Origin of the sequence: Mycoplasma sp. ATU-Cv-703 (assembly GCA_004011965.1) — a bacterium.
Classification (GTDB): domain Bacteria; phylum Bacillota_I; class Bacilli_A; order Mycoplasmatales; family Metamycoplasmataceae; genus RYZV01.
Map to the genome: position 1 here is coordinate 546,715 of RYZV01000001.1, position 24,270 is coordinate 570,984.

24 protein-coding genes, 1 tRNA gene and 1 other RNA gene are annotated in these 24,270 nt (G+C 43.2%); 24 read left to right on the forward strand and 2 right to left on the reverse strand.

Going from position 1 to position 24,270, the window contains the following annotated elements; all coding sequences use genetic code 4:
- Window positions 1-15 precede the first annotated feature (15 nt).
- The 6 genes from rpmJ (at window position 16) to CSE00_RS02590 (ending at window position 3,096) form a co-directional block, all read left to right on the forward strand.
- Window positions 16-129, forward strand: a complete 114-nt coding sequence (gene rpmJ / locus CSE00_RS02565; RefSeq protein WP_127943021.1) for a 50S ribosomal protein L36 — start codon at window positions 16-18, stop codon at window positions 127-129.
- Window positions 130-149: 20 nt separating this feature from the next.
- Window positions 150-515, forward strand: a complete 366-nt coding sequence (rpsM, locus tag CSE00_RS02570; RefSeq protein ID WP_127943022.1) for a 30S ribosomal protein S13 — start codon at window positions 150-152, stop codon at window positions 513-515.
- Window positions 516-518: 3 nt separating this feature from the next.
- Window positions 519-935: a 30S ribosomal protein S11 gene (gene rpsK / locus CSE00_RS02575; RefSeq protein ID WP_127943023.1), complete on the forward strand. Its 417-nt coding sequence runs from the start codon at window positions 519-521 to the stop codon at window positions 933-935.
- Window positions 936-941: 6 nt separating this feature from the next.
- Window positions 942-1,934, forward strand: a complete 993-nt coding sequence (locus CSE00_RS02580) for a DNA-directed RNA polymerase subunit alpha (protein ID WP_127943024.1) — start codon at window positions 942-944, stop codon at window positions 1,932-1,934.
- Between the two features lies 1 nt (window position 1,935).
- A complete protein-coding gene (gene rplQ / locus CSE00_RS02585; RefSeq protein WP_127943025.1) occupies window positions 1,936-2,295 on the forward strand; it encodes a 50S ribosomal protein L17 in 360 nt (119 codons plus the stop codon).
- 96 nt (window positions 2,296-2,391) lie between these two features.
- Window positions 2,392-3,096 (forward strand): lipoprotein 17-related variable surface protein, encoded by a 705-nt coding sequence (locus CSE00_RS02590; protein WP_127943026.1) that lies wholly within the window; start codon window positions 2,392-2,394, stop codon window positions 3,094-3,096.
- Between the two features lie 3 nt (window positions 3,097-3,099).
- Here the strand turns inward: CSE00_RS02590 and CSE00_RS02595 are convergent, their stop codons facing one another.
- The gene (locus tag CSE00_RS02595; RefSeq protein ID WP_127943027.1) at window positions 3,100-3,384 is read right to left on the reverse strand and encodes a hypothetical protein; all 285 of its coding nucleotides are present in this window, start codon (window positions 3,382-3,384) and stop codon (window positions 3,100-3,102) included.
- Between the two features lies 1 nt (window position 3,385).
- The gene (locus tag CSE00_RS02600; RefSeq protein WP_127943028.1) at window positions 3,386-4,741 is read right to left on the reverse strand and encodes a leucyl aminopeptidase family protein; all 1,356 of its coding nucleotides are present in this window, start codon (window positions 4,739-4,741) and stop codon (window positions 3,386-3,388) included.
- 70 nt (window positions 4,742-4,811) lie between these two features.
- Here CSE00_RS02600 and CSE00_RS02605 point away from each other — a divergent pair, with 70 nt between their 5' ends.
- From CSE00_RS02605 to mnmG, 18 genes are all read left to right on the forward strand, one after another.
- The gene (locus CSE00_RS02605) at window positions 4,812-5,150 is read left to right on the forward strand and encodes a DivIVA domain-containing protein (RefSeq protein ID WP_127943029.1); all 339 of its coding nucleotides are present in this window, start codon (window positions 4,812-4,814) and stop codon (window positions 5,148-5,150) included.
- 222 nt (window positions 5,151-5,372) lie between these two features.
- Window positions 5,373-5,680, forward strand: an RNA gene (gene rnpB / locus CSE00_RS02610) — RNase P RNA component class B.
- 68 nt (window positions 5,681-5,748) lie between these two features.
- Window positions 5,749-6,252 (forward strand): MHJ_0274 family protein, encoded by a 504-nt coding sequence (locus CSE00_RS02615; protein WP_127943030.1) that lies wholly within the window; start codon window positions 5,749-5,751, stop codon window positions 6,250-6,252.
- The gene (gene pgsA, locus CSE00_RS02620; protein ID WP_127943031.1) at window positions 6,239-6,871 is read left to right on the forward strand and encodes a CDP-diacylglycerol--glycerol-3-phosphate 3-phosphatidyltransferase; all 633 of its coding nucleotides are present in this window, start codon (window positions 6,239-6,241) and stop codon (window positions 6,869-6,871) included. The genes CSE00_RS02615 and pgsA overlap by 14 nt, the downstream gene beginning before the upstream one ends.
- Complete coding sequence (locus CSE00_RS02625; RefSeq protein ID WP_127943032.1) at window positions 6,858-8,426, forward strand: alpha-amylase family glycosyl hydrolase; 1,569 nt, start codon at window positions 6,858-6,860, stop codon at window positions 8,424-8,426. Before pgsA ends, CSE00_RS02625 begins: the two co-directional genes overlap by 14 nt.
- 25 nt (window positions 8,427-8,451) lie before the next feature.
- Entirely contained in the window at window positions 8,452-8,751 is a 300-nt protein-coding gene (locus CSE00_RS02630) for a hypothetical protein (RefSeq protein WP_127943033.1), read from the forward strand.
- A 157-nt stretch (window positions 8,752-8,908) separates the two neighbouring features.
- Complete coding sequence (locus tag CSE00_RS02635) at window positions 8,909-9,862, forward strand: ATP-binding protein (protein WP_161565548.1); 954 nt, start codon at window positions 8,909-8,911, stop codon at window positions 9,860-9,862.
- Window positions 9,855-12,032, forward strand: coding sequence for a S8 family peptidase (locus CSE00_RS02640; protein ID WP_127943035.1), 2,178 nt, complete (start codon window positions 9,855-9,857; stop codon window positions 12,030-12,032). Before CSE00_RS02635 ends, CSE00_RS02640 begins: the two co-directional genes overlap by 8 nt.
- Window positions 12,033-12,242: 210 nt before the next feature.
- On the forward strand, window positions 12,243-12,677 hold the full coding sequence (rplM, locus tag CSE00_RS02645) for a 50S ribosomal protein L13 (protein WP_127943036.1): 435 nt from the start codon (window positions 12,243-12,245) through the stop codon (window positions 12,675-12,677).
- Window positions 12,677-13,072, forward strand: coding sequence for a 30S ribosomal protein S9 (gene rpsI, locus CSE00_RS02650; RefSeq protein ID WP_127943037.1), 396 nt, complete (start codon window positions 12,677-12,679; stop codon window positions 13,070-13,072). Before rplM ends, rpsI begins: the two co-directional genes overlap by 1 nt.
- A gap of 13 nt (window positions 13,073-13,085) precedes the next feature.
- Window positions 13,086-13,162, forward strand: a tRNA-Ile gene (locus tag CSE00_RS02655).
- 79 nt (window positions 13,163-13,241) lie between these two features.
- Window positions 13,242-14,156 (forward strand): UTP--glucose-1-phosphate uridylyltransferase, encoded by a 915-nt coding sequence (locus CSE00_RS02660; protein WP_127943038.1) that lies wholly within the window; start codon window positions 13,242-13,244, stop codon window positions 14,154-14,156.
- Window positions 14,157-14,196: 40 nt separating this feature from the next.
- Window positions 14,197-16,131, forward strand: a complete 1,935-nt coding sequence (parE, locus tag CSE00_RS02665; RefSeq protein ID WP_127943039.1) for a DNA topoisomerase IV subunit B — start codon at window positions 14,197-14,199, stop codon at window positions 16,129-16,131.
- Window positions 16,124-18,667, forward strand: coding sequence for a DNA topoisomerase IV subunit A (gene parC, locus CSE00_RS02670; RefSeq protein WP_161565549.1), 2,544 nt, complete (start codon window positions 16,124-16,126; stop codon window positions 18,665-18,667). The genes parE and parC overlap by 8 nt, the downstream gene beginning before the upstream one ends.
- A 70-nt stretch (window positions 18,668-18,737) precedes the next feature.
- Window positions 18,738-19,844 (forward strand): ornithine carbamoyltransferase, encoded by a 1,107-nt coding sequence (argF, locus tag CSE00_RS02675; protein ID WP_127943041.1) that lies wholly within the window; start codon window positions 18,738-18,740, stop codon window positions 19,842-19,844.
- The gene (locus CSE00_RS02680) at window positions 19,816-21,237 is read left to right on the forward strand and encodes an APC family permease (protein ID WP_127943042.1); all 1,422 of its coding nucleotides are present in this window, start codon (window positions 19,816-19,818) and stop codon (window positions 21,235-21,237) included. Before argF ends, CSE00_RS02680 begins: the two co-directional genes overlap by 29 nt.
- Complete coding sequence (aguA, locus tag CSE00_RS02685; protein ID WP_127943043.1) at window positions 21,230-22,330, forward strand: agmatine deiminase; 1,101 nt, start codon at window positions 21,230-21,232, stop codon at window positions 22,328-22,330. The genes CSE00_RS02680 and aguA overlap by 8 nt, the downstream gene beginning before the upstream one ends.
- 19 nt (window positions 22,331-22,349) lie before the next feature.
- Window positions 22,350-24,194: a tRNA uridine-5-carboxymethylaminomethyl(34) synthesis enzyme MnmG gene (gene mnmG, locus CSE00_RS02690; protein WP_127943044.1), complete on the forward strand. Its 1,845-nt coding sequence runs from the start codon at window positions 22,350-22,352 to the stop codon at window positions 24,192-24,194.
- Window positions 24,195-24,270: the final 76 nt, after the last annotated feature.

Here is a 24,270-nt window from a genome sequence, read left to right on the forward strand (position 1 = left end):
GATAGGAGTTGTTTCGTGAAAGTTCGTACGTCAGTTAAACCAATTTGTCAAAACTGCCGCGTTATTAACCGCCATAAGTCAGTGCGGATTATTTGCGTTAACCCTAAACACAAACAGCGCCAAGGGTAAAGGAGTCAAGAAGTACACTTATGGCTAGAATTGCTAACGTTGAAATACCAAACGATAAGAGAGTTGTCATTTCGCTGACCTATATTTACGGGATCGGCAAGTCGCTTTCAAAGCAAATTTTAAGTAAAACTCAAATTAGCGAAGATATTCGCGTCAAAGATTTAAGCGAAGACCAGCTCCAATCAATTCGCCAGGAAATCAAAAGCTATTTGATTGAGGGTGAACTACGCCGTGAAGTAGGCGCTAACGTTAAAAGACTCAAAGACATTAAAAATTACCGCGGTATCCGCCACCGGAAAGGACTGCCAGTTCGTGGTCAAGTGACTCAGAAGAACGCGCGAACTCGCAAAGGACCACGTAAAACTGTGGCCGGTAAGAAGGGCTAGTTAATGGCAACTAAAACTGCAAGCAAAACTAAAAAAACTAAGAAAAAACGCGCCACGATTGTTACTGGCATCGCCCACATTCACGCGACGCACAACAACACGATCATTAGTTTTAGCGATCCCAAGGGCGCTATCTTTGCTTGGTCATCGTCGGGGGCAATTGGTTACAAAGGCACTAAAAAGTCTACCCCTTACGCCGCTTCTTTAGCGGCTAATTCGGCGAGCGAAAAAGCCAAAGAGTTTGGTCTTAAAGAAGTGATAGTTAAGATTAAAGGCACCGGACCTGGTAAAGATGCGGCTCGGAAACAAATCGAAGTTTCTGGTATTAAGGTGATGAGCGTCAAAGACGTCACTCCGATTCCCCACAACGGAACTAGACCGCCTAAACGAGTTATCAAAAGACTCAGTGCGAGAAAGTAGGTTGAGATGAAAAAATTCGCCATTTTAAATTACAACGAAGTAGCCAAACGGAAAGTCAATAATTATGAGACAGCTTTTACAATTGAACCGCTTGAGCGCGGTTTTGCCAATACGATTGGTAACGCTGTTCGCAGAGTCTTGCTCTCCTCCATCACGGGCGTAGCGCCCTTTGCGGTCAAAATTCAAAATGTTCAACACGAGTTTGAAACTTTGCCTGGCGTGGAAGAAGACGTAGTCAAATTGATTTTGAACTTAAAAAAAGCCCGCTTTGTTTACAACCGCGAGTTGATTAGCGAAGGCGATGTTGTTCGGGTGACGCTTAAGAGCGACAAAGGTCAAATTACCGCTGGTGATTTACAAACACCTTCGGGATTAGACGTAGTTAACCCCAATTTACCGATTGCCAAAGTCACCAAAGCGGGAGCATTGAAATTAGAAATGTTTATTACCACCGGTCGCGGTTACGTTTCTTTTGAGGAAAACAAGCAAGTTATTAAAATGCTCTCTAACAAAATTGAGTCCAAAATTCAACTCGGTTCACTAATTGCGATTGACTCTGATTTTTCTCCGGTTGAGAGAGTGTCTTTTGAAGTGACTGAACTTAACACCTCCTTTGCGATTGTCCAGGAGAGACTAGTTTTAAACGTTAAAACTGACGGTTCAGTTGAGGCCAAAGAAGCACTTGCTCAAGCGGCTAACATTTTGATGTCACACCTAGAAGTGATGGCGCAAGTTTCAAACCTGGAACGCGAAACCGTTTTCATGTCCCACGAGGAAATTCAGAAAAAACCGGTGAACAAAACGATTCCAATTAGTCAACTTGAGTTATCGGTTCGTTCCTTTAATTCGCTCAAACGCGCTGGCTATAACACTTTGGAAGACTTGGCTAGTTTAACGGCTAAGGAATTAAGCGACATTCGTAACTTAGGCAAAAAGTCTGAGCAAGAGATCATTGCTAAGTTAGAGGAATTTGGCATTAACTTGGAGGACGGAGAGTAAGATGGCTAACCCAACCCAAGTCTTTCGCCGCGATACTACGTGAGAAAAAGGAGTCATGCGCAACTTGGCTAGTCAGTTGATTGCTCACGGCCGCATTTTGACAACCGAATCACGAGCCAAAACATTAAGACGTTACGTTGACAAACTAATTACCCAAGCTAAAACAAACACGCTTGCTTCAAGACGTCGTGCCGAAGCTTTCCTAAGACCGATCGAAGTACAAGGTCAACCGATCGGGAAATACCTTTTTGAAAAAATTGGTCCTAAGTACCAAACTCGCAATGGCGGTTACAGCCGAATCATTAAGGCGCCCAGCCGGGTTGGCGATAATGCCAAAATGGCTTACATTGAATTAGTCTAAATTGATCACTGCGCTATTTATCAACTGCTCAGTTGTATAATTTAATTACAGAGTTGTCTAGATTTTGAATGCTTATTAAAGAAAAGACGGTGAGATATGCGCAACAAACTTTTCGGTTTGCTGATGTTGGTGCCTTTTGTAAGTAGCACAGTTTTGTCTTGCGGTGGTACAAGTGGTTGGGAAGAGGATTTTGTTGATTACGCCAAACTCCGCGAAGACGCCCAAGACATGCAAGAGTTACTCAACAAAATTCCCGACAAGATTGCGACCAATTACAAAAGTACTTTACCAAGTTCAATTGGTCAAAAAGGTTTAATTGTTACTCAGGAAATGCTTGGCATTGAAGTGACCATTGAACACCCAACCATTAAACCCGAGTTCCAAATTACCCAAATTAGCAACAAAAAAGGCAAAATTTGGATCCGTCTACGACTTCATAAAAAGTGAATTCACCGCGAGAAGAGAATTGAAATTTATGACTATGACCGCAAAATTCAAATTGAAAATCCCTTCGTGATCGCCTTTATTGAGGAGTTAAAAACCAAGAAGACCAGCAAGACCAAGAGCATCCCATCGGAAGTCAGCGGCAGAGGAAAAACCACGTCCGATCAACTTGGTCTTAATCACATAGAAATTAACGAAAACTGGCACATCGAGTGAACCGTTTTAGGCTATGACGATCCGAAGGGATGCATCTTGCTTAAAATTAGTATCACTGTCAACGGAGAACTAGAGGGGCACCAACAGTTATCAATTTGTGGATACCGTAAAATGAATGTTTCCTCTGACGATTTTGAGTAGCGTTTAGGAAGACTCTTTTTTCTCACGCTCGCGAAGAAATTCGCGAGTTTTTTCGTACTGATCGCGGTCAATGATCTGGCGCTCATAAACTTCTTCGACAAGCGTTTTGTCGCTTTTAGGCATTGATAAGTAGAGAATTTGTCCGATCAGCGGCAAACAAAAACAAATCACTAGTCCTCACCAGCGACTGCGACCCCGCTCATTAGCTAGAGCCAGTCCAACTGCGCCCGAGGCCAGGCAAATCACCAGCGCTACAAAAATAAGTAAGACTATCGTGGTAATCGTCATTTTACTTGCTAACCATTTCGTAAAGCGTGCGAACCATTGGCGCTTGGGGCACTTCGTTAATTTGGGCTGTTCCTGCGATATCAAGGTGTAAAAATTCGCTGTCTTGAGCAAACTCTTTTAAAAACATCGCGGCTGAACACGAGTTACCTTTATTAGGGGCTTTGTAGTCCACATTTTTTAGGTCAGCCACCAAAGATTGACGGATGTTTTTGGCGAAGTTTTCGTGGAAAGGCATTCGTCAAACTAGTTCGTGGGCGTCTTGACTGGCGTAGTAAAGATCTTCCCAAACGCGGTCGCTGCTAGCTCAAGCTCCGGTGTAAGTATCTCCGAGCGAAATTAAAATCGCGCCTGTGAGCGTTGCGATATCAACTACTCGCGTCGCTTTAAGTTTTTCAATTGCGTAAGTGATTCCGTCCGCTAAAACTAGCCGACCTTCGGCATCAGTGTTATTTACTTCGACTGTCTTTCCGTTCATGGAAGTAAAGACTGAGTCGGCCGTGGAGGCAAAGGGCGAAATCATGTTGTCGGTGATCATCATTAATCCGGCTACGTTTGTTTTGGGTTTAAGCGTTGCGACGGCTTTCATAACTCCGGCCACTACGGCTGATCCTGACATGTCAAATTTCATGCCAAGCATGTTGAGAGAGGGCTTAAGGTTCATACCTCCCGAGTCAAACATAATTCCTTTACCGACCAAAACCGTTTTAGTTTTTTTGCTACTTGGCGCGCCGTTGTACTCTAGAATCACTACCCGAGCATCAAAAGCCGATCCAGCGTTGACCGACAAAAGCAGACCCATTTTGAGTTTTTGGATTTGACTTTTATCAAGCACAGTGACTTTGACATTGGGGTGTTTTTGAAAGTCTTTTTTAATTCGGTTAGCTAAATCGGTTGAACGCATTACGTTAGGCGGCGTAATTTGTAAGTCGCGGGTGTAGTTAACTGCTTGGGACAAAATTTCCGCGTGGTTGTGAACTTTTTTCTCTTTGACGTTAACTAGTTCAAGAGTTGGCTTGGCTTGAGTTTTTTGAGTTTTAAGCGAGAAGAGTTTGGCTCTGTCAAAGTTGTAAAGGTGGACAAAATTGTTGACTATTAATCTTTCGCTGACGTTGCTAGCAGTAAAAGACTCCACGTCAATTTGGTATTCTCGGGGCGCTTTTTTAATGATCTCAGCGGCCACTTTTTTGAAAATTTCCTCGTCGTAGGATTTGGCTTTACCAAGGTAAGCAAAAGCTACATTTTTGTTAATGTTTTCCGTGATAGATCCAACTTTAGCCGCGATGTACTTAGGCTGGTCTTTGTCGTAAAAAAAACCTTTTAAAAGCATAATTTTTGGGTTGCGTGTTTTTAATTGCATAATAATCAAACCTTCTCCGGTGTCTGACCCTAATTGTACCACCGAAAAGTTGTCTTATAATTTAGAAACCATGGCTAAAGTAATCACGCGTCCGCTGCTGAATCTTAAACACGAAACTATTTTGAAAAAAAAGTTTGCCGTCGAACTTTCGGGTTATAACGCTGGCGAAGTGGACGGGTTTTTAGACTTAGTCATCAAGGATTACCAACTTTATGACCAGCACATTGCTACGCTTCAGGATATAGTTAGCGAAAAAGTGGCCTTAGTCAACGATAAGGATGAGCAACTTGACAAACTTAAAATTGAAAACGCCAACCTGAAAGAGCAGCTTGATTTTCTTTACAAAAACAGCACCAACCAAGTTCTTCACAAAAGACTTTCTAAACTTGAAAAAGAACTCGGTAAATAGTCGGTTTAACCGCGACCGATAAGTGTTTTTAGCACCTAAATGCGGTATAATTTGGTTGGCACCAACTCAATCGCTGCCGCTGGTCAGGACGTATAAGACGTCTGGCTAAGTTATTTGTCTTACAGTGTAGTCTACAAATAGCAACTCGAACCTTTAAAGTCATCCTATTCTCCTATTAGTTTGGTTTAAATACAACAGTTGCATCTACATAACGAATAACTGATGCCAGCGCAAGACTCTTTGAGTCAGTTCTGATCAAGGTGGTAGAGGAAAGTCCGCGCTAGCACTGCCTGCGATGGCAGTAGTGTTCGTGTCAAACCCAATAAGTTTGAGCCCAGACGACTAGTGCCACAGAGACGAATCTATTAAGTTAGAGTGAAACGCGGTAAACTCCACGAGCTAGAAACTCAAATTAAGGTAGAGGAGTCCCCGAGCGGAAAATGAACTTGCTCAGGGAATGCGATGTTCAACAAACGCGCATAGATAAATGATTGAGCCTTCTTGTAAGGAACAGAACGCGGCTTACTTGGTGTCCAAATAACCCATCCGGGTTATTTTTATTTGGTAAGATTAATGGGACAACCAAGGAGACTCAGAAATGTGAGCTTGAATTGTACTGGGAAGTTTGCTCGGAACTGTGGTGGTTTTTCTGTTAATAAGTGCTTTGAAAGATAAGCGGAAAAATTACGTCGTTAAGAAAGAGACCGAAAAACACGAGGCATTAAAGGAACATGCTCGCCAACTGGTTGGTATTTGAGTGGAAATCGTTGACTGACACAACCAAAAATTGCTGGACCAGTTTGTCCCTTCAATCGGTAAAATTAGAATGAGCGAAATTCGTCACCGAGCTCGAACTGCTCTTGAACTGTTAAGCGAAAAACAAGAGTTTCAAATTATGTCCGAGTCGGAAGCTAACCAGGATATGGTTCAAGCGTTTGAAAAACTGCGCCGATCCAATTCCAACAACTGAACTAAAAATAACCGGGATGAATTAAAACTTTTCCGCTCGGCTGCTGAGCAAGGAATTAACGCTCGTCAAAATCACCCTTTTTACTACCAAGCTCAGCGTGAAATCGAAGGAGTCTACCGTGAATCTACCTAACAAGTTAACTGTTTTTCGTTTAATTTTAGTTTTGCCTTTAATTGTCCTTTTCAGTCTGGCCTTAAGCTTGCCCAGCGAAAAAGCGACTTACCAATTACAAATGACTTACATGTATTCGGCCGGAGGAGTCTTTGCTTTAGCGATGATCACCGATTGACTCGATGGTTGAATTGCCCGCCGTCGCCAAGAAGTGACCACTTTTGGCAAAGTGTTTGACCCAATTGCCGATAAGTTAGTTGTGGTAGTCAGTTTAATTTTCTTGGCTTTGCTCAAGGTAACCCCTTTCTTTGTGCCGATTCTAGTGGTGATGCGCGACATTTGTGTGGACGGCACACGAATTTTGAAAGCTCACCGTCGCGGACAAGTGGCCGCTAACATGCTCGGAAAAATGAAGACTGTCTTACAATCAGTTGGAATTTTAGTGGTCGTTTTTGTCGCGCCTATTTTAAACTGAGGATCTGGCAACCAGTTTGAATTTATCAAAGCTAGCTGACAACTTTGAATGATTAACGCAACACTTTTAGTTTCTCTGCTGCTGGCTTATGTGTCAGGTTTTTGGTACATTCATCAAAACCTTAAAACAAGCAAAGTAACACCGATGGAGCATGAAAACGCTTAAGTCCTTGAGTAAGCAAACTTTTTACATCCTTGATCCGCGCACTTTTAAGGATGGTAATCAAGATGGCTACGGAGATCTAATCGGCTTGGCCCGCCAAGTTGGTTACTTTTCCATGCTCGGCATTGACGCTTTGGTTTTGCGAGGCGTTTGAAAAGACTTGCCTTTGTCGAAACAAACTTTCACGAGTTTAAAACCCGAAGTGGGAACGATTGGTCAGTTAGGCAAACTAATCCGTCTTTTTCAAGATAAAGGCATCAAGGTTTTGCTAGAAATTTCTTTGGCCGGAATTGATCCGCGCCACATTTTTTGTCGTCCTACTTCGGAGAGAACTGTCAAGGAGCAAGACCAACTTGCTCGCCACGGCCAACTGCCAACCCGGGAGCAGTATTTGCTTGGCGACTTAACTACCGACGTAGTTTTAAATCAGCAGCGTGAAAACTTTCTTAGCAACTTAACCCAGTTAATTAATTACTGGAATAAGCACGGTTTGGCCGGATTAGTTGTGAGCGACTTTGAACAACTTTTTGATTTTAAGAAAACCGCTGTAATGGGCGAACAGACTAAAGCGGTTTTAAAACGAATTTACACGATTGTTAAAATGGTGAGCGATCAATTTTTGTGAATTGGCATGGCTCACATGCTCAGTCCTGAGCAAATCCGAACTCAAAATCCGTCTCACGATCCGCTTTTCGATTACTTAGGGACTTACGATTTTTCTTTGCTAGGCAAAGATCACGCGGTTAAAACCAAAGCGCCCAAAGTTAAATTCACACCTCATCAGTATGTTAAATTAGCTCGGAGCTACATAGATCACCGCCGCGGTCTCCACGCGCTTAGTTCGCATTTGGCAGGCAGAATCATTAGTCGCTGAGCAAGTGATTACGCTTACCATAGCGAGGCGGGTAAGAGTTTGCTTTTTTTGCTCTTACTTCACGCCGGATCAAGTCTAATTTACCAGGGTGACGAAATGGCTCAACCTAACCACTTTGCCCTTAACTCCCAAGACTTAAAATTAGTTAAACACGTTGAATTTCCGCGCACTTGGTTAACTAAGGAAAAGGAAAAAGAAGCCGAAACATTGCGTCAACTGCGCTATGCTCACCACGCTGTTCACGCTCACGGTTTAATGACTTGGGATGAAAGCGAATTTAGCGGTTTTAGCAAAACTGCTCCGCGAATTGGTTATGTTTATCCGAGCAAAGAAGTTGTGAGCGTTAAAAAGCAGTTTCAAGATAAAAAATCGGTTTGGCACTTTTTCCGTAGTTTCAACGCCTACCTTAAAAACCAAACGATTGTATCTCTTAAGATTGCTTACCAAAGTAACGGACTAATTGTGTTTCGTGGACGCAGTAACAGGGGTCGTTTCATCGTGCTAGTTAACATCAGTCGTGAGCGTAAAAGAGTGAGGCCATGGAACCGCAGAAAACATGGCACAGTCGTGTTTTCGAGTTATTCACACCGAAACTACTCAGCCTGTCCAAAGCGACTGAACGCTTTTGAAAGCGTGCTTTACTTAATTAAGTCAAGTACCAGTGAAGTGCCTGTTAGTCTTTAAAGTATAATTGAGACAAGGAAACTTTATGTTTGACAAACAGAAAAAAAAGCCTTTTAAGCCAATTGAACCAGAACCTTTAAGTTCGGCTGATGAGTTAGAGCAAGCTAAAGAGCGTGCTCGTCTTGAAAGGGAAATTGCCGCTAAACTTAAACATGATTTAAACGATTATGTTGATCATGAGAGCGATTTGCTTGAGCAGCAGCGCACTACTTTGACTGATGATGATTTAGCCAAAACAACCCAGGTTGATGTGGATGGGGTAGAAAATATTCAAGAATTCATTGAGAAGAATTTGGCGCCGGACTCTAAAAAAATTAAAAAGTAAGACACGATTAATTTAATAATTGAATTTTTGTTAAAAACGCTAACATGGGAAAACCGACCCCCTTTTTTCATATATAATCGGGTTAATTTTTATAAAAAACTGAAAATTTGTAAAAAAACAGATTTTATAAAAAAAAGGGTGCGATGTGGAAACTAACGTGAAAGGCCAACTAAGAAACGGCGTCAGCAAGACTATGCTGGGGATAATTAAAAAATTGGATAACTACCAATTTAACTATCTGAAAGAAGTGCTGAAGAATAGTTTTGACGCGGAGCAAATAAAAAAGTTTGAAGAGTATTACGCTTCCAAGCACCTTGAGGTCTACGCTACCAAGTTTAGGAGCAAGGATTGAGTTTCGCAATACTACAAAAATGAGTTGGGAAAAATAAACTATGCTATCAACAATGAAGATTTCATTAAAGAATTTAAAGGATTAAAAATTATTGTTTACGGTAAAACTGGGACTGGAAAAACATCCTTAGTCAAAAAGATAATTGAATTGAATCGTAACTGCAAATATAGAGATATTGATTTTACAAATTTAGTTTCCCCCAAAATGGGGCAAACCCAAATTAATCTAATGAGCTTAGCTTATGAATTAAACTCTTTTAAGGAAAAGACGATTGTTTTTTTAGATGAACTAGATTCAATTGTAACTTCCAGAGATTCAACAAACGATATGGGGGAACATTTTAGAATAGTGGGTACCTTTATAAAGTTTCTTGATTCACTGAATTCAAACGTAATTTTTATTGCCGCGACTAATGTTCAGAAAAATGTTGATGAAGCAATATTAAGAAGATTTAATATCGCGGTGCAATCTAGGACAATTGGTTTAGATCAAGTTATCAAAATACTAGCCAAAGAGCTTGATTTTACAATTACTACTCAGGAATTAAACTTGCTAAAAACCAACCTTGCGGATGATTGTTTCACATTTTCAGACATTACCTCGTTTATGTCAAAGTACAGGTTGGATCTAATAACCAGTTCTACAAAATATAGATGGGCCAATTTCCTTTTAAACTTCAGAAAAAAATTTAGCGAAAAACTTGAAATTTCATTAACAAGAAGAAAAGAAATTGACATCGAGAGAGTTTTAAATGGGTAACTATAGATTAAATAACGACAAGTTTGAAGTGTACAAAAATCCGCCTCGACCTATTTCTACCGTTTTTGATGAGAGGTTCATAACTTTTAATAAAGTTGTAAGACAATTTTTGGAAGAGAGTCCTTATGATCAAGACCAGCAGGGCGTGTATTTCCAGGTAGTTTATCAATACGAAAACATACCTCCGAAAACATCAAGAATAGATTTTAGAAAAAACATTTTGAGCGTTAACCATGTACCACAGAAAGATATTAAGGTTGAGATTCTGAAAAAAGATGTCAAAGAGTACAAAACAACTCTAACTTATAAAATTTCTGCCGATGAATTAGCGACATTTAAATCTTCGTTAGAAAGTATTAAAGGTAGAAAAATTAATATCGAAAGTGATTTTGCATTACTAGACACAGAACAACGAAAGTTGATAAGAAAATTGTCTTTTATATCACATTTTCAGAAAATTAAATGTAAGGACAAGGTATTAGGTCTAGAGTTAGTAAAGTTTTACAAGATGTATGAAGATATGAATGAATTTTTGCTCTCTATTGGGGTTAAGAAAAAGGTTGATGAAACTCTTTTAACGGCTTATTTGTTGCCCGATGAGTATGCAACAATAAATGAGAAGTGTCCTTGGATTATAAGCTCGGTTGGTCAAGTGGGTTTATTTAGCATCAGAATGCCACAGCATTTGACAAAAGAAATAGGTTTTGAATTGAAAGAGCGAGTCAAAGCAGTCAAAGATTTACCGATTGTTGGGGTAATAGACAGCGCAAATACCCTTGGGGGCAATTTTAAAAGTTACATACTCAAAAATGAGAAACGAGTTAACAATAAGGATGCAATCAGTGATTCAGAACACGGTAATATGGTTGCAAGTTTAATTATTGCTCATGATGAATTGAATAAAACTACTAAGGACTACCTGGGCAATTTTATAATTAAACATTTTGAAGTTTTGAGTAAAGACTCACCAAAAAGCGACGCAGCCACAATAAATTTCGATGATTTAAAATCTGTTTTAGAACAAATAGTCAAAGATAACCCCGAAATAAAGGTATGAAATTTGTCGTTCGGTGTTCCAAAAGAACCCTGGACACCCACAATTTCGTACCTTGGCATTTTACTAGATCGTCTTTCCCAAAAATATGATTGTTTGTTTGTAATTGCTTCTGGCAACGAGGGTCAAGAATTACATGAAAAATCTTTGGCCGCCCCAGGCGATTCTTTAAATGCTCTTACCGTCGGATCTGTAGAAATCAATTCCAGGGGCAAGCCAAGGAGGGCAGATTATTCTTCGTACGGAGCGATTTTGCATTTTTGAAAACCAGAAATTTCGCATTTCGGAGGTCCCAGAAACTACGATTCAAGTCCCTTAATAGTTCATAATGGCAAATCCACAGTGTCGGGCGATACTGTCGCGGGGACATCATTTGCTGCGCCAAGAGTTTCTAGAATTGCTGCGTATTTGATACATTCTGGGTACAGTGTTTTGGAAACCAAGGCCTTTATTATTGGTTATGCCGAGAGACAAACTCCTTCTTCGCAGTCATCGTCTTTTGGGCATATAATCGGAGCAACAGGACCATTTTTTCAAAAGTTACTAACTTTACATACGACCATAAAAATCACTGACAAAAAACCGCTTTACTTAGACCTTGACTTAGAAAACGTTGATCAAATCGTTTTAAGTTCTAGCAACTATGCTAATCCGATACCGTCTTTAGGAGAAGAATATTCAATTTCTAACGCAGAGATTGGTTTAGTCCAATATGACCCAAATTTTGCTTCTCATACATTTAAAGATGCTCGAGGTGAGCATCAAGTTAAAACACCAGAACAAGTTATGAAAAAACTAGTTCCATACAAAAATTCCAAGTCTGGTAAATACGAAAAGGAATGTAATCTAAGATATAACCGTGGCAAGTATTTTACCTCTAAAAAATTCCATTACAATTTGAAAAACGAAAAGAATATACTGAAAAAAGATTGAAGATACGCGCTCAGAGTTAGAAAGCAAAATTTATTTGACATAAAGGAAGAAAATTTGCCTGCTCTCGAGTTAGGAATAATTTTGAATTTACACGGCAAAAAATTGAATGAAGCAGAGTTTATAAAGAGAAACGAAAGTATTATTGAAGTTTACGCTGAACCGGCAATCCTTGTTAAAACATAGTTGAGTTTGTGACGGCATCTTCCATCCTAATTTATCAACGGGAAAATGAACTAGCCTACTTTCAAGTATTTGTTTTATAGGGTTTTTTACGCCCTACCTGGCTTCCAAACTGATTTGTTCGATTAATTTTAAAAGTACATTGACATTTTATAAAATGTAATATAATTACATGGCATTAAACCTCCCTATTTTGGGGAAGAAAGTTGATTTATGCGCCAGACAACGATTGCTAAACCCAAAGAAGTCCACCGCAAGTGGTATTTAATTGACGCCCAAGATCAAACGCTTGGACGCCTAGCTACTTTCGTAGCCAGTTACTTGCGAGGCAAACACAAAGTTGACTTTACTCCTCACGTTGATATGGGTGATTGCATCATTGTTATTAACGCAGCTAAGGTTGGCCTTAGTCCCGAAAAAGAAATCAAAAAACTTTATTACCGCCACTCGGGCTATCCCGGCGGACTAAAGACAATTAACGCTCGTGATTTAAGGGCACGTCATCCGATTCGTTTAGTTGAAAAAGCAGTTCACGGGATGCTGCCCCACACTAAACTTGGTCGTAAACAACGACTTAATCTTTACGTCTACCCCGACGAACAACATAAACACTGGGCTCAAAATCCCCAGCAAATTGAGGTTAAATAATGGAAGCAAAAACAAATTACCGTGGTCTTGGTCGCCGCAAATCTTCAACTGCTCGTGTCTTGCTGATACTTGGTCAGGGTAAGTTTACTATTAACCAAAAACCAGTTGAAGAATACTTAAAGTCGCCGCTTCTAATCAAAGACACTTTGCAACCTTTTACCCTAACTAACACTGAAAACCAATTTGATATTAAAGTTAATGTGAGCGGAGGGGGACTAGCGGGTCAAGCTGGGGCTATTCGTCTTGGCATTGCCCGTGCTCTTTTGGAAGTTTCGCCCGACTACCGTACTCCGCTGAAAAAAGCCAAAATGGTAACTCGTGATCCACGTCGTAAAGAGCGAAAAAAACCTGGTTTACGCAGTGCACGGCGTGCTCGCCAGTTCTCCAAACGTTAAAAGCACGTTACTTGCGGATGTAGCTCAGACGGTCAGAGCACACGACTGATAATCGTGAGGTCGATGGTTCGATTCCATTCATTCGCACCATATCAACGCGCCAAGCCCGACCTAGCGTCGGGTTTTTTTGTTGCTATAATGGCCTTGCTTATCAAGGGAAAGGATAGTCGTGAAAAAAACTTTTAAACCGGTTAAGAAGGCTGTTATCCTCGCTGCCGGATGAGGGACCCGCTTTTTACCTCTTACGAAAACGATTCACAAAGAATTAGTTCCAGTGCTCAATAAACCAATTATTCATTACCTAGCTCAAGAAGCCGCTTCTGCTGGAATTGAGGAAGTAATTTTAGTCATTTCACCTCGCAAGTTAGACATCATTAAATATTTCACGCTTAACGATCCACTTGAATCCGAGCTACGCGAAAAGGGTAAAGTGACTTTGCTCAAAAAAGTCGTTGAAACTAATCAGCTCGTTAAAGTGTCTATCGCGATCCAAAATAAACAACTCGGCATCGGTCACGCTATTTCGGTTGCTTACGATCTATTGCGCGATGAACCTTTTGCTGTCATTTTAGGCGACGACCTTTTTGTTTCTAAACGGCCAGCGATTGGGCAACTAATTGACGCTTATAACCAAACAGGTTCAACGATCATCGGGGTTCAAAATGTTAGCGCTGAAAAAGTTCATTTATACGGAGTAGTCAAGCCAACAGTTAACTCATCCAGAGAAGGCAATCTTTTCCAAATTTCAGGCGCAGTGGAAAAACCTTCTCCCGACAAAGCCCCCAGTCACTACGCGGTGATGGGCCGCTACGTTTTTACACCCAAAGTGATGGAGATTCTGCTTGAACTCAAACGCGGTTGGCAAAGTAAGCGAGGAGAGTTAAACGTTATTGACGCCCTTGATAAACTTCAACAAGGCCACGAAAAAGTTTACGCTTTTGAGTTAGAGGGACAGCGCTACGACCTTGGGTCAATGGAAGGATTTGTCAAAGCTAACATCGATTTAGCCCTCAAAGATCCTGAAATTGGTCCGGCCATTAGCGATCACATTCGCACTAATGCCAAGAAAATCCTGGCCTCCTAGCCTCGGTCGCCACTTTCTAAGTCAGTTATAATTGCAATGTATGGGTAAGTACGACGCTAGTAGTCTCAAATCGCTTGAAGGCTTAGAGGCAGTTCGGAAACGACCTGGAATGTACATCGGCTCGACCGATAACCAGGGTTTGCACCACCTAGTTTGGGAAATGATTGATAACGGCATTGACGAGGTGCTGGCCAAATCTGCCGACAAAATCAAAGTTGTTCTCAAACAAGACGGGTCGATTATCGTGGAAGATAATGGTCGTGGGATACCAGTTGATATTCACAAACCGTCTGGTAAATCGGGCGTTGAACTAGTTTTTAGCGAATTGCACGCCGGCGGCAAATTTGACGAAAAAGGCGCTTACCGCACAGCTGGAGGTTTGCACGGCGTCGGAGCTTCGGTTGTTAACGCTCTTTCAACCAAAGTTATTGTCAGCGTTTTTCGCCAAGGTCACCACTACTTGACCACCTTTGAAAACACGCACATTAAGCAAAAAACTCACCAAGTCGAGACGACCCACAAGACGGGGACCCGCGTTCAGTTTTGACCGGATAAAAGCATTTTCCGTTCGGTTAAATTTGATTACGACCGGATTTGGGAGAAACTGCGCGAGTCAGCCTTTTTAACTGCTGGACTAACGGTTAAGCTTCGCTCGGAAATTGATGGTCGTCAAGACGAGTTAGTGTCACACCACGGCATCGCCGATTTTGTCCACTACATTGACGAATCAAAAAACAACCTCACTAAAGCGTTTGTGTTTAAAGGCGGTCAAGACCGAATTGAAGTAGAAATTGGCTTTCAGTACAACGCCGATTACGCTGAGACAATCGTTTCGTTTGTCAACAACATTAAAACAACTGGTGGCGGAACGCACGAGCAAGGTTTTAAAGTCGCTTGAACCAAAGTGATTAACGAGTACGCTCGTCAGCAAAACCTGATCAAAGCCAAGGAATCTAACTTGGACGGGAGCGATATTCGTGAGGGATTGACGGCGGTAATTTCGCTTCGCGTTCCGGAAAAGATGCTTGAGTTTGTCGGCCAAACCAAAGAATCATTGCGAACGCCGGCCGCCAAAGGCGCCGTGGAAAGCGTGATTAACAATAAACTTGCTTTTTGACTCCAAGAACAAAAAGAATTGGCTCACAAAATTATTCAAAAATCACTCGTCGCTTCGCGAGCTCGTAAAGCAGCTCGTAAAGCTCGCGACGAAGCTCGCAGTGCCAAGAAGACGCTCCAGCAAACGCGGATCATTTCGGGCAAACTAACCCCTGCCCAATCGAAAAACCCGCTTGAACGCGAACTTTTTTTGGTTGAGGGTGATTCGGCTGGTGGCAGTGCCAAGTCGGCGCGCGACCACCGTCACCAAGCTATCTTACCTTTGCGAGGTAAAGTGATTAACTCTGAAAAAGCGCGTTTAGTGGACGTTTTAAAAAACGAAGAAATCGCGACTGTTATTAACACAATTGGCGCCGGAGTCGGGAAAGACTTTAGCATCAAAGATTGTCAGTACGGCAAAGTGATCATTATGACCGACGCTGACACTGACGGAGCGCACATCCAAACTTTGCTCCTCACCTTCTTTTTCCGCTACATGCGACCACTAGTAGCGGCTGGCGGAGTTTACATCGCTTTAGCACCGCTTTACCGCGTTGCCTGGAATGAAAAAGGTCAGAAAACTCACCGCTACGCTTGAACTGACCAAGAACTCTCGACGCTTTTAGATGAGCACCCTAACTCCGAGATTCAACGTTACAAAGGATTAGGAGAAATGAATCCCCACCAACTTTGGGAAACGACCATGGATCCATCAACCCGAACTTTAGTGAAAATTAAAATCGATAACGTGGCCCAAGTTGAGCGCCAAGTTTCGGTTTTAATGGGCGACAAAGTTGAACCGCGCAAAAACTGAATTAACCGTCACGTCAAGTTTACGATGGAAGACGACTTTGCTAAGTCGAAAGGACGCCGTGTTTAATCCGCGCGACGAGCACATTCTCAACCAGAGTTTGGACCGAATTTTGTCCGACCGCTTTGGCCGCTACTCTAAATACATTATCCAAGACCGAGCGTTGCCCGATGCTCGCGACGGTCTTAAACCAGTCCAACGTCGGATTCTTTACGCGATGTATACTCTTGGTCTAACACCCGATAAAGCTTTTAAAAAGTCGGCTCGCGTCGTCGGGGAAGTGATTGGTAAGTATCACCCGCACGGCGATAGTTCCATTTACGACGCGCTAGTTCGAATGGCGCAAGAGTGAAAAACCAACTTCCCACTGGTTGAAATTCACGGTAACAAAGGTTCAATTGACGACGACCCGCCCGCTGCCATGCGTTACACCGAAGCGCGCTTAAGTCCTTTGGCGTTAGAAATGATGCGTAACATTGACAAAGAAACAGTTAAGTTTACGCCTAACTTTGATGACTCGGAAATTGAACCGACAGTTTTACCGGCCCTAGTTCCTAATTTACTAGTTAACGGCGCGCTGGGAATTGCCGCCGGTTACGCGACCGATATGCCTCCCCACAATTTAAAGGAAGTTTTGGAAGGGGTAATCGCTCGAATCCGCAATCCTCATCTCAGTTTGCGCGAACTTAACAAAATCATTAAAGGTCCGGATTTCCCAACCGGCGGAATTGTGCTTGGGAAATCGGGTATTCATGAAGCGTTTGAGCGCGGTTCGGGCAAAATCGCGCTGCGCGCTAAAACCCAAATTAGCCCGCCTGACAGCAAACACCCCTACATTAAAATTACCGAGATCCCTTACGGGGTAGTCAAGTCGCGTCTAATTCGTCAAATTGACGAAATTCGTCTTGACACCAAGGTGGCCGGACTTAAAGAAGTGCGCGACGAAAGCGACCGCCATGGCATTCGGATTATGGTGGAATTAAACAAAGAGAGCGACCCGTCTAAAATTTTGGCTTACCTTTTTAGTAAAACTGACCTTCAAGTTTATTACCACTACAACAACGTTGTCATCGCTAACCGGGCTCCGGTTAAACTCGGCCTAATCGGTTTAATTGACGCTTACCTAGTTCACCAGCGCGAAATACTGCTGCGCGCACTTGAGTACGATTTGGCTAAACACGAGCGCCGACTGGAAATCGTTAAAGGACTAGTTAAAGCGAGCCAAATAATTGACCAAATCATTCAGTTGATTAAGGAGGTGTCTGGCTCCAAGCAAGCTGTGATTGAAGCGCTAGTCGCCAAGCATCATTTTAGCCAACTGCAAGCTCAGGCGATTGCCGAACTGCGTCTTTACCGTTTATCAAACACCGACCAGAGTTTGCTGAGCGAGGAGAAAAAAGAGTTAACTAAACTGATTCACCAAAAACAGGAGCTGATTAATTCCCGGTCTAAGTTTGATGAGTATTTAATTAATTTACTGACCAAGCTCAGCGATCATTTTGGTCAAAAACGTAAAAGTCAAATTGAAGCTCACATTGACACTACCAAAGTTGATTTAGAAGCGCTAGTTAAACACGAAGACGCTTACCTGGGAGTGACGCGCCAAGGTTACATTAAAAGGGTCGGCGTCGCCGAGTACGGAGCCGACCAGTTAATTGATTATCGTTTAAAAGAAAACGACACGCTAGTTTACTTTCACCAAGTTAACACGGCTGACAAACTGCTTGTGTTTACTAATTTGGGTCGCTACATTTTCTTGCCGCTTCACAAAGTTGAAGCCTCTAAGTGGCAAGACTTTGGAAAACATATCAACGACTTTGCTCTAATCGATCCGCACGAAAAAGTCGTCGATGCGATTGCTGTCCACGATTTTAATCTCCACGCTTACATCGTTCTGGTCACCCGCCAGGGCAAAGGCAAAAGAGTTCGTCTCAGCGATTTTCTAGTCACCCGTTACACCAGTCCGCTCCGAGCGATTAATTTGGAAAAAGATGATGAGTTAATTAACGCCCGACCTTCTAACGGTCACCACCAAGTCATCATCATCACGAAGGTCGGCCGGGCTGTGCGTTATGCTGAAACGCAGTTAACGATTTATTCTCCACGTTCAAGCGGAATTCGTGCCGTAGCGCTTAATCAAGATGACCAGGTGGCCAGTTTAGTGATCGGTAAAGGTACCGACGTGATCGGACTCGTTTCTAGTCGGGGTGGTTTAAAACGAATTCGGATTAAAAGCATTGAACCGATGGGGCGTAACACCAAAGGTAAGCCGATTTTCCTCATGCTCAAAAAAACTCCCCACTTAGTTTTAGACGCTAAAATCGTGCTGGCCAAAACGTTAATTTACGTAAGACGCGGGGAAGAAAAACGAATCATTGATTTTAAAGAGGCAGAAATTACCACTAGTCAAACTGGTTTCTCGCTCACTAAGTTCAAACATTTAGATGATGCTTCAATCATGCATTACAACCGTCTCCACCAAGGTTCGTGACTTTTTAGCGAATCGCAAAAAGATAGTTTTGAGGCTGACTTTGCTAAGGCTGAGGAAGATCTTGATAAAGCTAGCCAACTATCGATTGATGACATTTTAGACAGTCTTAAGTAGTTCAGATAGTTTCGCGCTTAGCTGGCTCGGTTATAATTACAAAATCTAATTGAAGAAGAGGTTTGTCCTTATGAATAAGCTTTGTCACTTTGTTGATACCCAAGATTTGTCGCGCCATGACATTTTGGCTCTGCTCAAACTTATGAAGTATTTCAAAGACGCTCGTTACAACGGAGCCGTCCCTGAACTACTTAAAAACCGCACTTTGGCGATGATTTTTGAAGAGCCCTCAACTCGCACTCGCGTCTCGTTTGAGGCTGCTATGACGCTTTTAGGCGGTCACGCTCAGTATTTAAAACCTGGTGAAATTCACCTGGGCGAACGCGAATCACTCTATGACACGGTCAAAGTGCTTTCCCGCATGTGCGACGGGATCTTTTGCCGAGCTCTTAAACACAGCACGATTTTGGAAATTGCCAAGTACAGCGACGTACCTGTTTTTAACGGTCTTTCTGATTACAACCACCCCACGCAAGCAATTTGCGATTTATTCACGATGCTTGAACACGCAGACCCTAGCAAAACTAAAAACCTTTCTTTTGGTCAGTTAAAAGTTGTCTTTATCGGCGACCGCACGAATGTGTGCAGTTCTACTATGCACATTACGACTAGAATGGGAATGAACTTTGTTCACATTGCGCCCAAGAAATACCAGTCGCCCGCCGAGTGAATTAAAATCGCTGAGCAAAACATCACCCAAGCTAAGAGCGGCAGTGTTAAAGTAACCGACGATATGAACGAGGTTGCCGGTGCTGACTTTGTTTACACCGACTTATGGTGGTGAGTAGACCAAGAAAGCGAAGCCGGAGAGCGCGTCAAGGCTTTTAAACCGACTTACCAAGTGACGCCGGCTGTCCTCAAAAAAGCCGGCCCTCAAGCTCGTTTTATGCACTGTCTGCCCGCTTCGCGCGGCGTTGAAGTGTTAGACAGTGTGATGGACGGTCCTCAGTCGATTGTCTTTGACCAGTCGGAAAACCGTTTGACGGCTCAGTTAGCGCTTTTGGCTTACTACATCTATCCGCGTCTTGACCAGGCCGACCATGCCGTGCGGGCTTACCACCGCGGTCTAATTGAGAATTACCTTAACGATCGCCACCGTCCTTGAAAACAGCGCTACACTTACAACCACGCCGTAAGCGAGCCGAGTCATGAACCAAAAACCCGTCAAAAAACTTAAAGTTAGCGACATCGTTCTTTTCACTTTTGCCGCCGTTTTTGTTTTGGATTCTTTTGCCGCGGCAGCGGCAATTGGTTGACAGTCGATCGTTTGACTTTTAATTTTTGCCTTAATTTACTTTTTGCCCTACGGTTTTATTAGCGCCGAACTCGGCGCGGCAATTGGCGATGAAGGCGGCATTTTTGCTTGGGTAAACCGGGCCTTTGGTCGGCGCTGGGCAATTCGCAGCAGTTGGTATTACTGAATTAACGTCGCGCTTTGGATGCCTTCGGTTTTTATCGCTTTTTCCAGCACTTTGTCTTACACCTTCTTTGGCAACCAACTAACGCTTTGAACTCAAATTGGCATCGCAATCAGTTTAATTTTTTTAACGACTTGTTTTAACTTTCTCAGCATTGACAAACTCAAGTGATTGCCCAACTTAAGTTCGATCGCCAAACTAATCGTGACAATCGCTCTAATTGGCGCGGGAATTGTTTGGCTAGTTCAAAACCGCTCGGTTAGCACGCCCGTTCTTGACCCCGACTTTGGTTTTATTCCTAGTTGATCCAAAGGTGTGATGTTTTTGCCAGTTATAATCTACAACTTATCGGGCTTTGAACTATCTTCCAACACATCAAGCGAAATGGATAACCCGAGCCGGGCAATACCTAAGAGCATCATTATCGCTGGTTTAACTACCATAATTGCTTACGTGCTTGGTACCGCCGCAGTTAACATTGTCTTAGATGTGAAGGAAATAGATATTTCAAACGGTCTAATTGACACGATTAAAACCGCTTTCAACTTGCCATGGATAGTTGAGATTATCGCGCTCTTTTTACTTTTCACCTTTTTTGGCAACATGATCACTTGAACCGCCGGTGCCAACCGCACGATTATTGAGTCAGCCCAAAGCGGCGCTTTTCCGGCACTTTTTGCTAGCCGTATTCGCGCTACGAACGGACCGCTTTGGTCTTCCATCATTACCGGTCTAGTTAGCACGCTCGTCGTTCTTTTGGCCGGATCACTTTCAAGCGACGGTAAAATTAGCGACTTATTTTGGTCAATTTACGCTTTTTCGGCCGTCGTCTTCTTACTGCCTTATTTGTTAATTTTCCCGGCGTACCTCAAACTACGAATTCGTGAGCCTGACTTAGCAAGACCTTTTAAAATTCGCGGTCCGCTCTGAGTTCAAGTTATCATTAGCGTTTTACCGACATTAATCGTAGTCTTAAGCATTTTTCTCTATATTTTTGGTGCGGTTGTTGTCGGTGAAAAAACGCTGACTCTAGATGATGGAGGGATGCAAGTACTCTTTTGTCTAGTTGGCACAGCGCTGACAGTCGCGGTCGGTGAAGCACTCATTTTTTGGCAGTCCCGCAGCAAACCTCAAGGAGTTAGCAATGAGTAAATTACTAAAAACCACCCCTTTAAAAGACGGCTTTTACATGCCGGGCGAGTTTGAACCCCACGTTGGTTGTTGAATGGTTTTTCCCGAACGTTTAGACACGTGGCGCGCTAAAGCCGGACCGGCTCAAGCGACTTTCGCCCAAGTGGCTAACGCGATTAGTCAGTTTGAACCAGTTACGATGGTAGTGAGCAAAGCGACGGAAAAAGCGGCTCGCGCAATTTTAAACTCTAAAGTGCGCATCTTGGTCTACCCATCGGATGATTCTTGGATGCGAGACATTGGACCGACTTTTGTCCGTAACAAGGCTGGCGATGTGCGCGGAGTAGACTGAATTTTTAACGCCTGAGGAGGACAAGCATACGAGTCGTGAGACCAGGACGATTTGATGGCTAAAAATGTCTTAGACTATTTAAAGATTGATCGCTACCGAGCACCACTTATTTTGGAAGGAGGTTCAATTCATTCCGACGGCGAAGGAACGATTTACACGACTGAGGAATGTTTGCTTAATCCTAACCGCAACCCCAACCTAACTAAGCAGCAAATAGAAAATTACCTCAAGGAATACTTGGGAGCTGAAAAAGTGATTTGAATTCCCTACGGAGTTTTCAAAGACGAAACGAGCGGTCATGTGGATAACATTTGCTGCGTAATTAAACCCGGCCGGGTGTTCTTGGGATGGTCGGACAACCCCGACGACCCTCAGTACGAGCGAAGTCAGAAAGATTACGAGTACCTTAGCAAAATGACCGATGCTCGCGGACGGAAAATTGAAGTTGTCAAAATGCCTATGCCAACTAAACCGCTTTACCGTAGCAAAGAGCAAGCTTTGGAAATTGAAACGCAACTTGCCAAAGCTCGACCAGTTGGCGAAAGATTAGCGGCTAGTTACGTTAATTTTTACATTGCTAACGGCGGGATTGTCATGCCAACTTTTGGTTTGCCGAGCGACCACGCAGCGATTGAATTAATTAAGCGGGAATTTCCCGACCGCAAAGTAGTTCCGATTCCTTCGATCGAAGTTTTACTCGGCGGCGGAAACTTCCACTGCATTACCCAGCAAGAAATCAAAACACCGCGCCACAAATCTTAAATTTTGTAGAATAAAAAAGATGGAAAAACACTTTGAAGCGATCGTTATCGGCGGAGGCCACGCCGGCGTTGAAGCCGCTTTTGCTTTGGCCAATTCCCGCGTTAAAGCTGCTCTGATTACTCCTAACTTACGTCGCCTGGCTAGCATGCCTTGCAACCCGGCGATCGGCGGTCCGGCCAAGGGGATTTTGACCCGCGAAATTGATGCTCTGGGCGGAGTGCAAGGTTATTTCAGCGATTTAGCGATGATCCAAATTAAAATGCTCAACCAGAGCAAAGGACCAGCCGTGCGGGCTTTGCGGGCTCAAATTGACAAAGATAAGTACAGCCAACTGATTTACGAGGCGGCCAAACGTCATCCGCATTTAAACTTGATGGGGTCCATGGTTGAAGACTTAATCGTTGAGCAGGGACAAATCCAAGGAGTGGTGCTGACTGGCGGCCAAAAGATTTTGGCCCCTGCAGTTTTAATTACGACGGGCACTTACTTAAACGCTCAAATTTTGCAAGGTTTGAAAAAAACTGCCAGCGGCCCCGACGGAGAAAAAGGCAGTTATGGCTTGAGTGCCGCCTTAGCGCGACTTGGTTTTTCACTCCAGAGACTTAAAACCGGCACTCCGCCGCGCATTTTAGCCAGTTCGATTGATTTTAGTCAAGTCCAAGAGGAAGTGTTGCCACCGGAAAAGCACGCTTTTTCTAATCGTTCGGGTCGACAATTAGACGAGCAAATTCACTGCTACTTAACTCACACCAACCAGAAAACTCACGCGGTGATTCGGGAAAATCTGAGTAAGTCGTCGCTTTACAGCGGTTTAATCAAAGGAGTGGGACCGCGCTACTGTCCTTCGATTGAAGACAAAGTTTGCCGCTTTCCCGATCGTCCGAGGCACCAAATTTTTTACGAACCCGAAGACGCTGCCTCCACCACTATTTATTTAAACGGCCTGTCAACTTCTTTGCCGCCCGAAGTGCAAGCCAAGGTAGTTAAAACTTTGCCAGGTTGCGCAAACGCTAAAGTGCTCAAATGGGGTTATGCGATTGAATACGACGCGGTTGACCCGCTGGAATTAAAAGCAACTTTGGAAACTAAGCGCGTGGCAGGTCTTTACTTGGCGGGTCAAATAAACGGCACTTCCGGCTACGAAGAAGCAGCCGCTCAGGGACTGATCGCTGGAATTAACATCGCTTGCAAACTTAACCAGCGCGAACCAGTTGTGCTGGGTCGCGACCAAGCTTATATCGGCGTTTTGATTGATGACCTAGTTACGCGCGGGACACGCGAACCTTACCGAATGCTTACTTCTAGAGCCGAGTACCGCTTGCTTTTACGTCACGATAACGCTGACCAGCGGCTGAGCGAAATCGGCTACCGAGTCGGACTTATTTCGGAGCAAGAAATCAAAAAAATTCGGGCTAAGTACGAAGAAATTGAACAAAGCGTTCGACACTTAGAATCCACTTACCTTTCAACCAAAAGCCAGTTGGCGCTCCGAATTGGCCTGAGCGAATCAACGAGTTTGGCTCAGTTGATTGTCCGCGGGTTAGTTGACCCGAGCGAACTAATTAATTCGCCTTACTTAAGCGAAATTACCACGCGAGTTAAACTGGGCGGTTACATCGCCAAACAAAACCGCGAAGTGAGCAAAATGGTCAAACTGGAAAAGATTTTAATTCCCGAAACTATTAACTACCACGAAGTTAGCAATTTAGCTTCGGAAGCACGTCAAAAACTCAGTTTAATTAGACCGCGTACTATCGGTCAAGCTCGGCGGGTAGCAGGGGTTAATTTGGTTGATATTCAAATGTTAACTTTTTACCTTGTTTCGCAAGGTAAAGTGCGACCCTTTGACCAAAAGCGCTCCTAACTTTAGTCTTAGCTAGGCCACAGTAGTGCGTACTAGGGTGACTAGATTGGTTTAGCGGTGAAATTAGGTACAATTT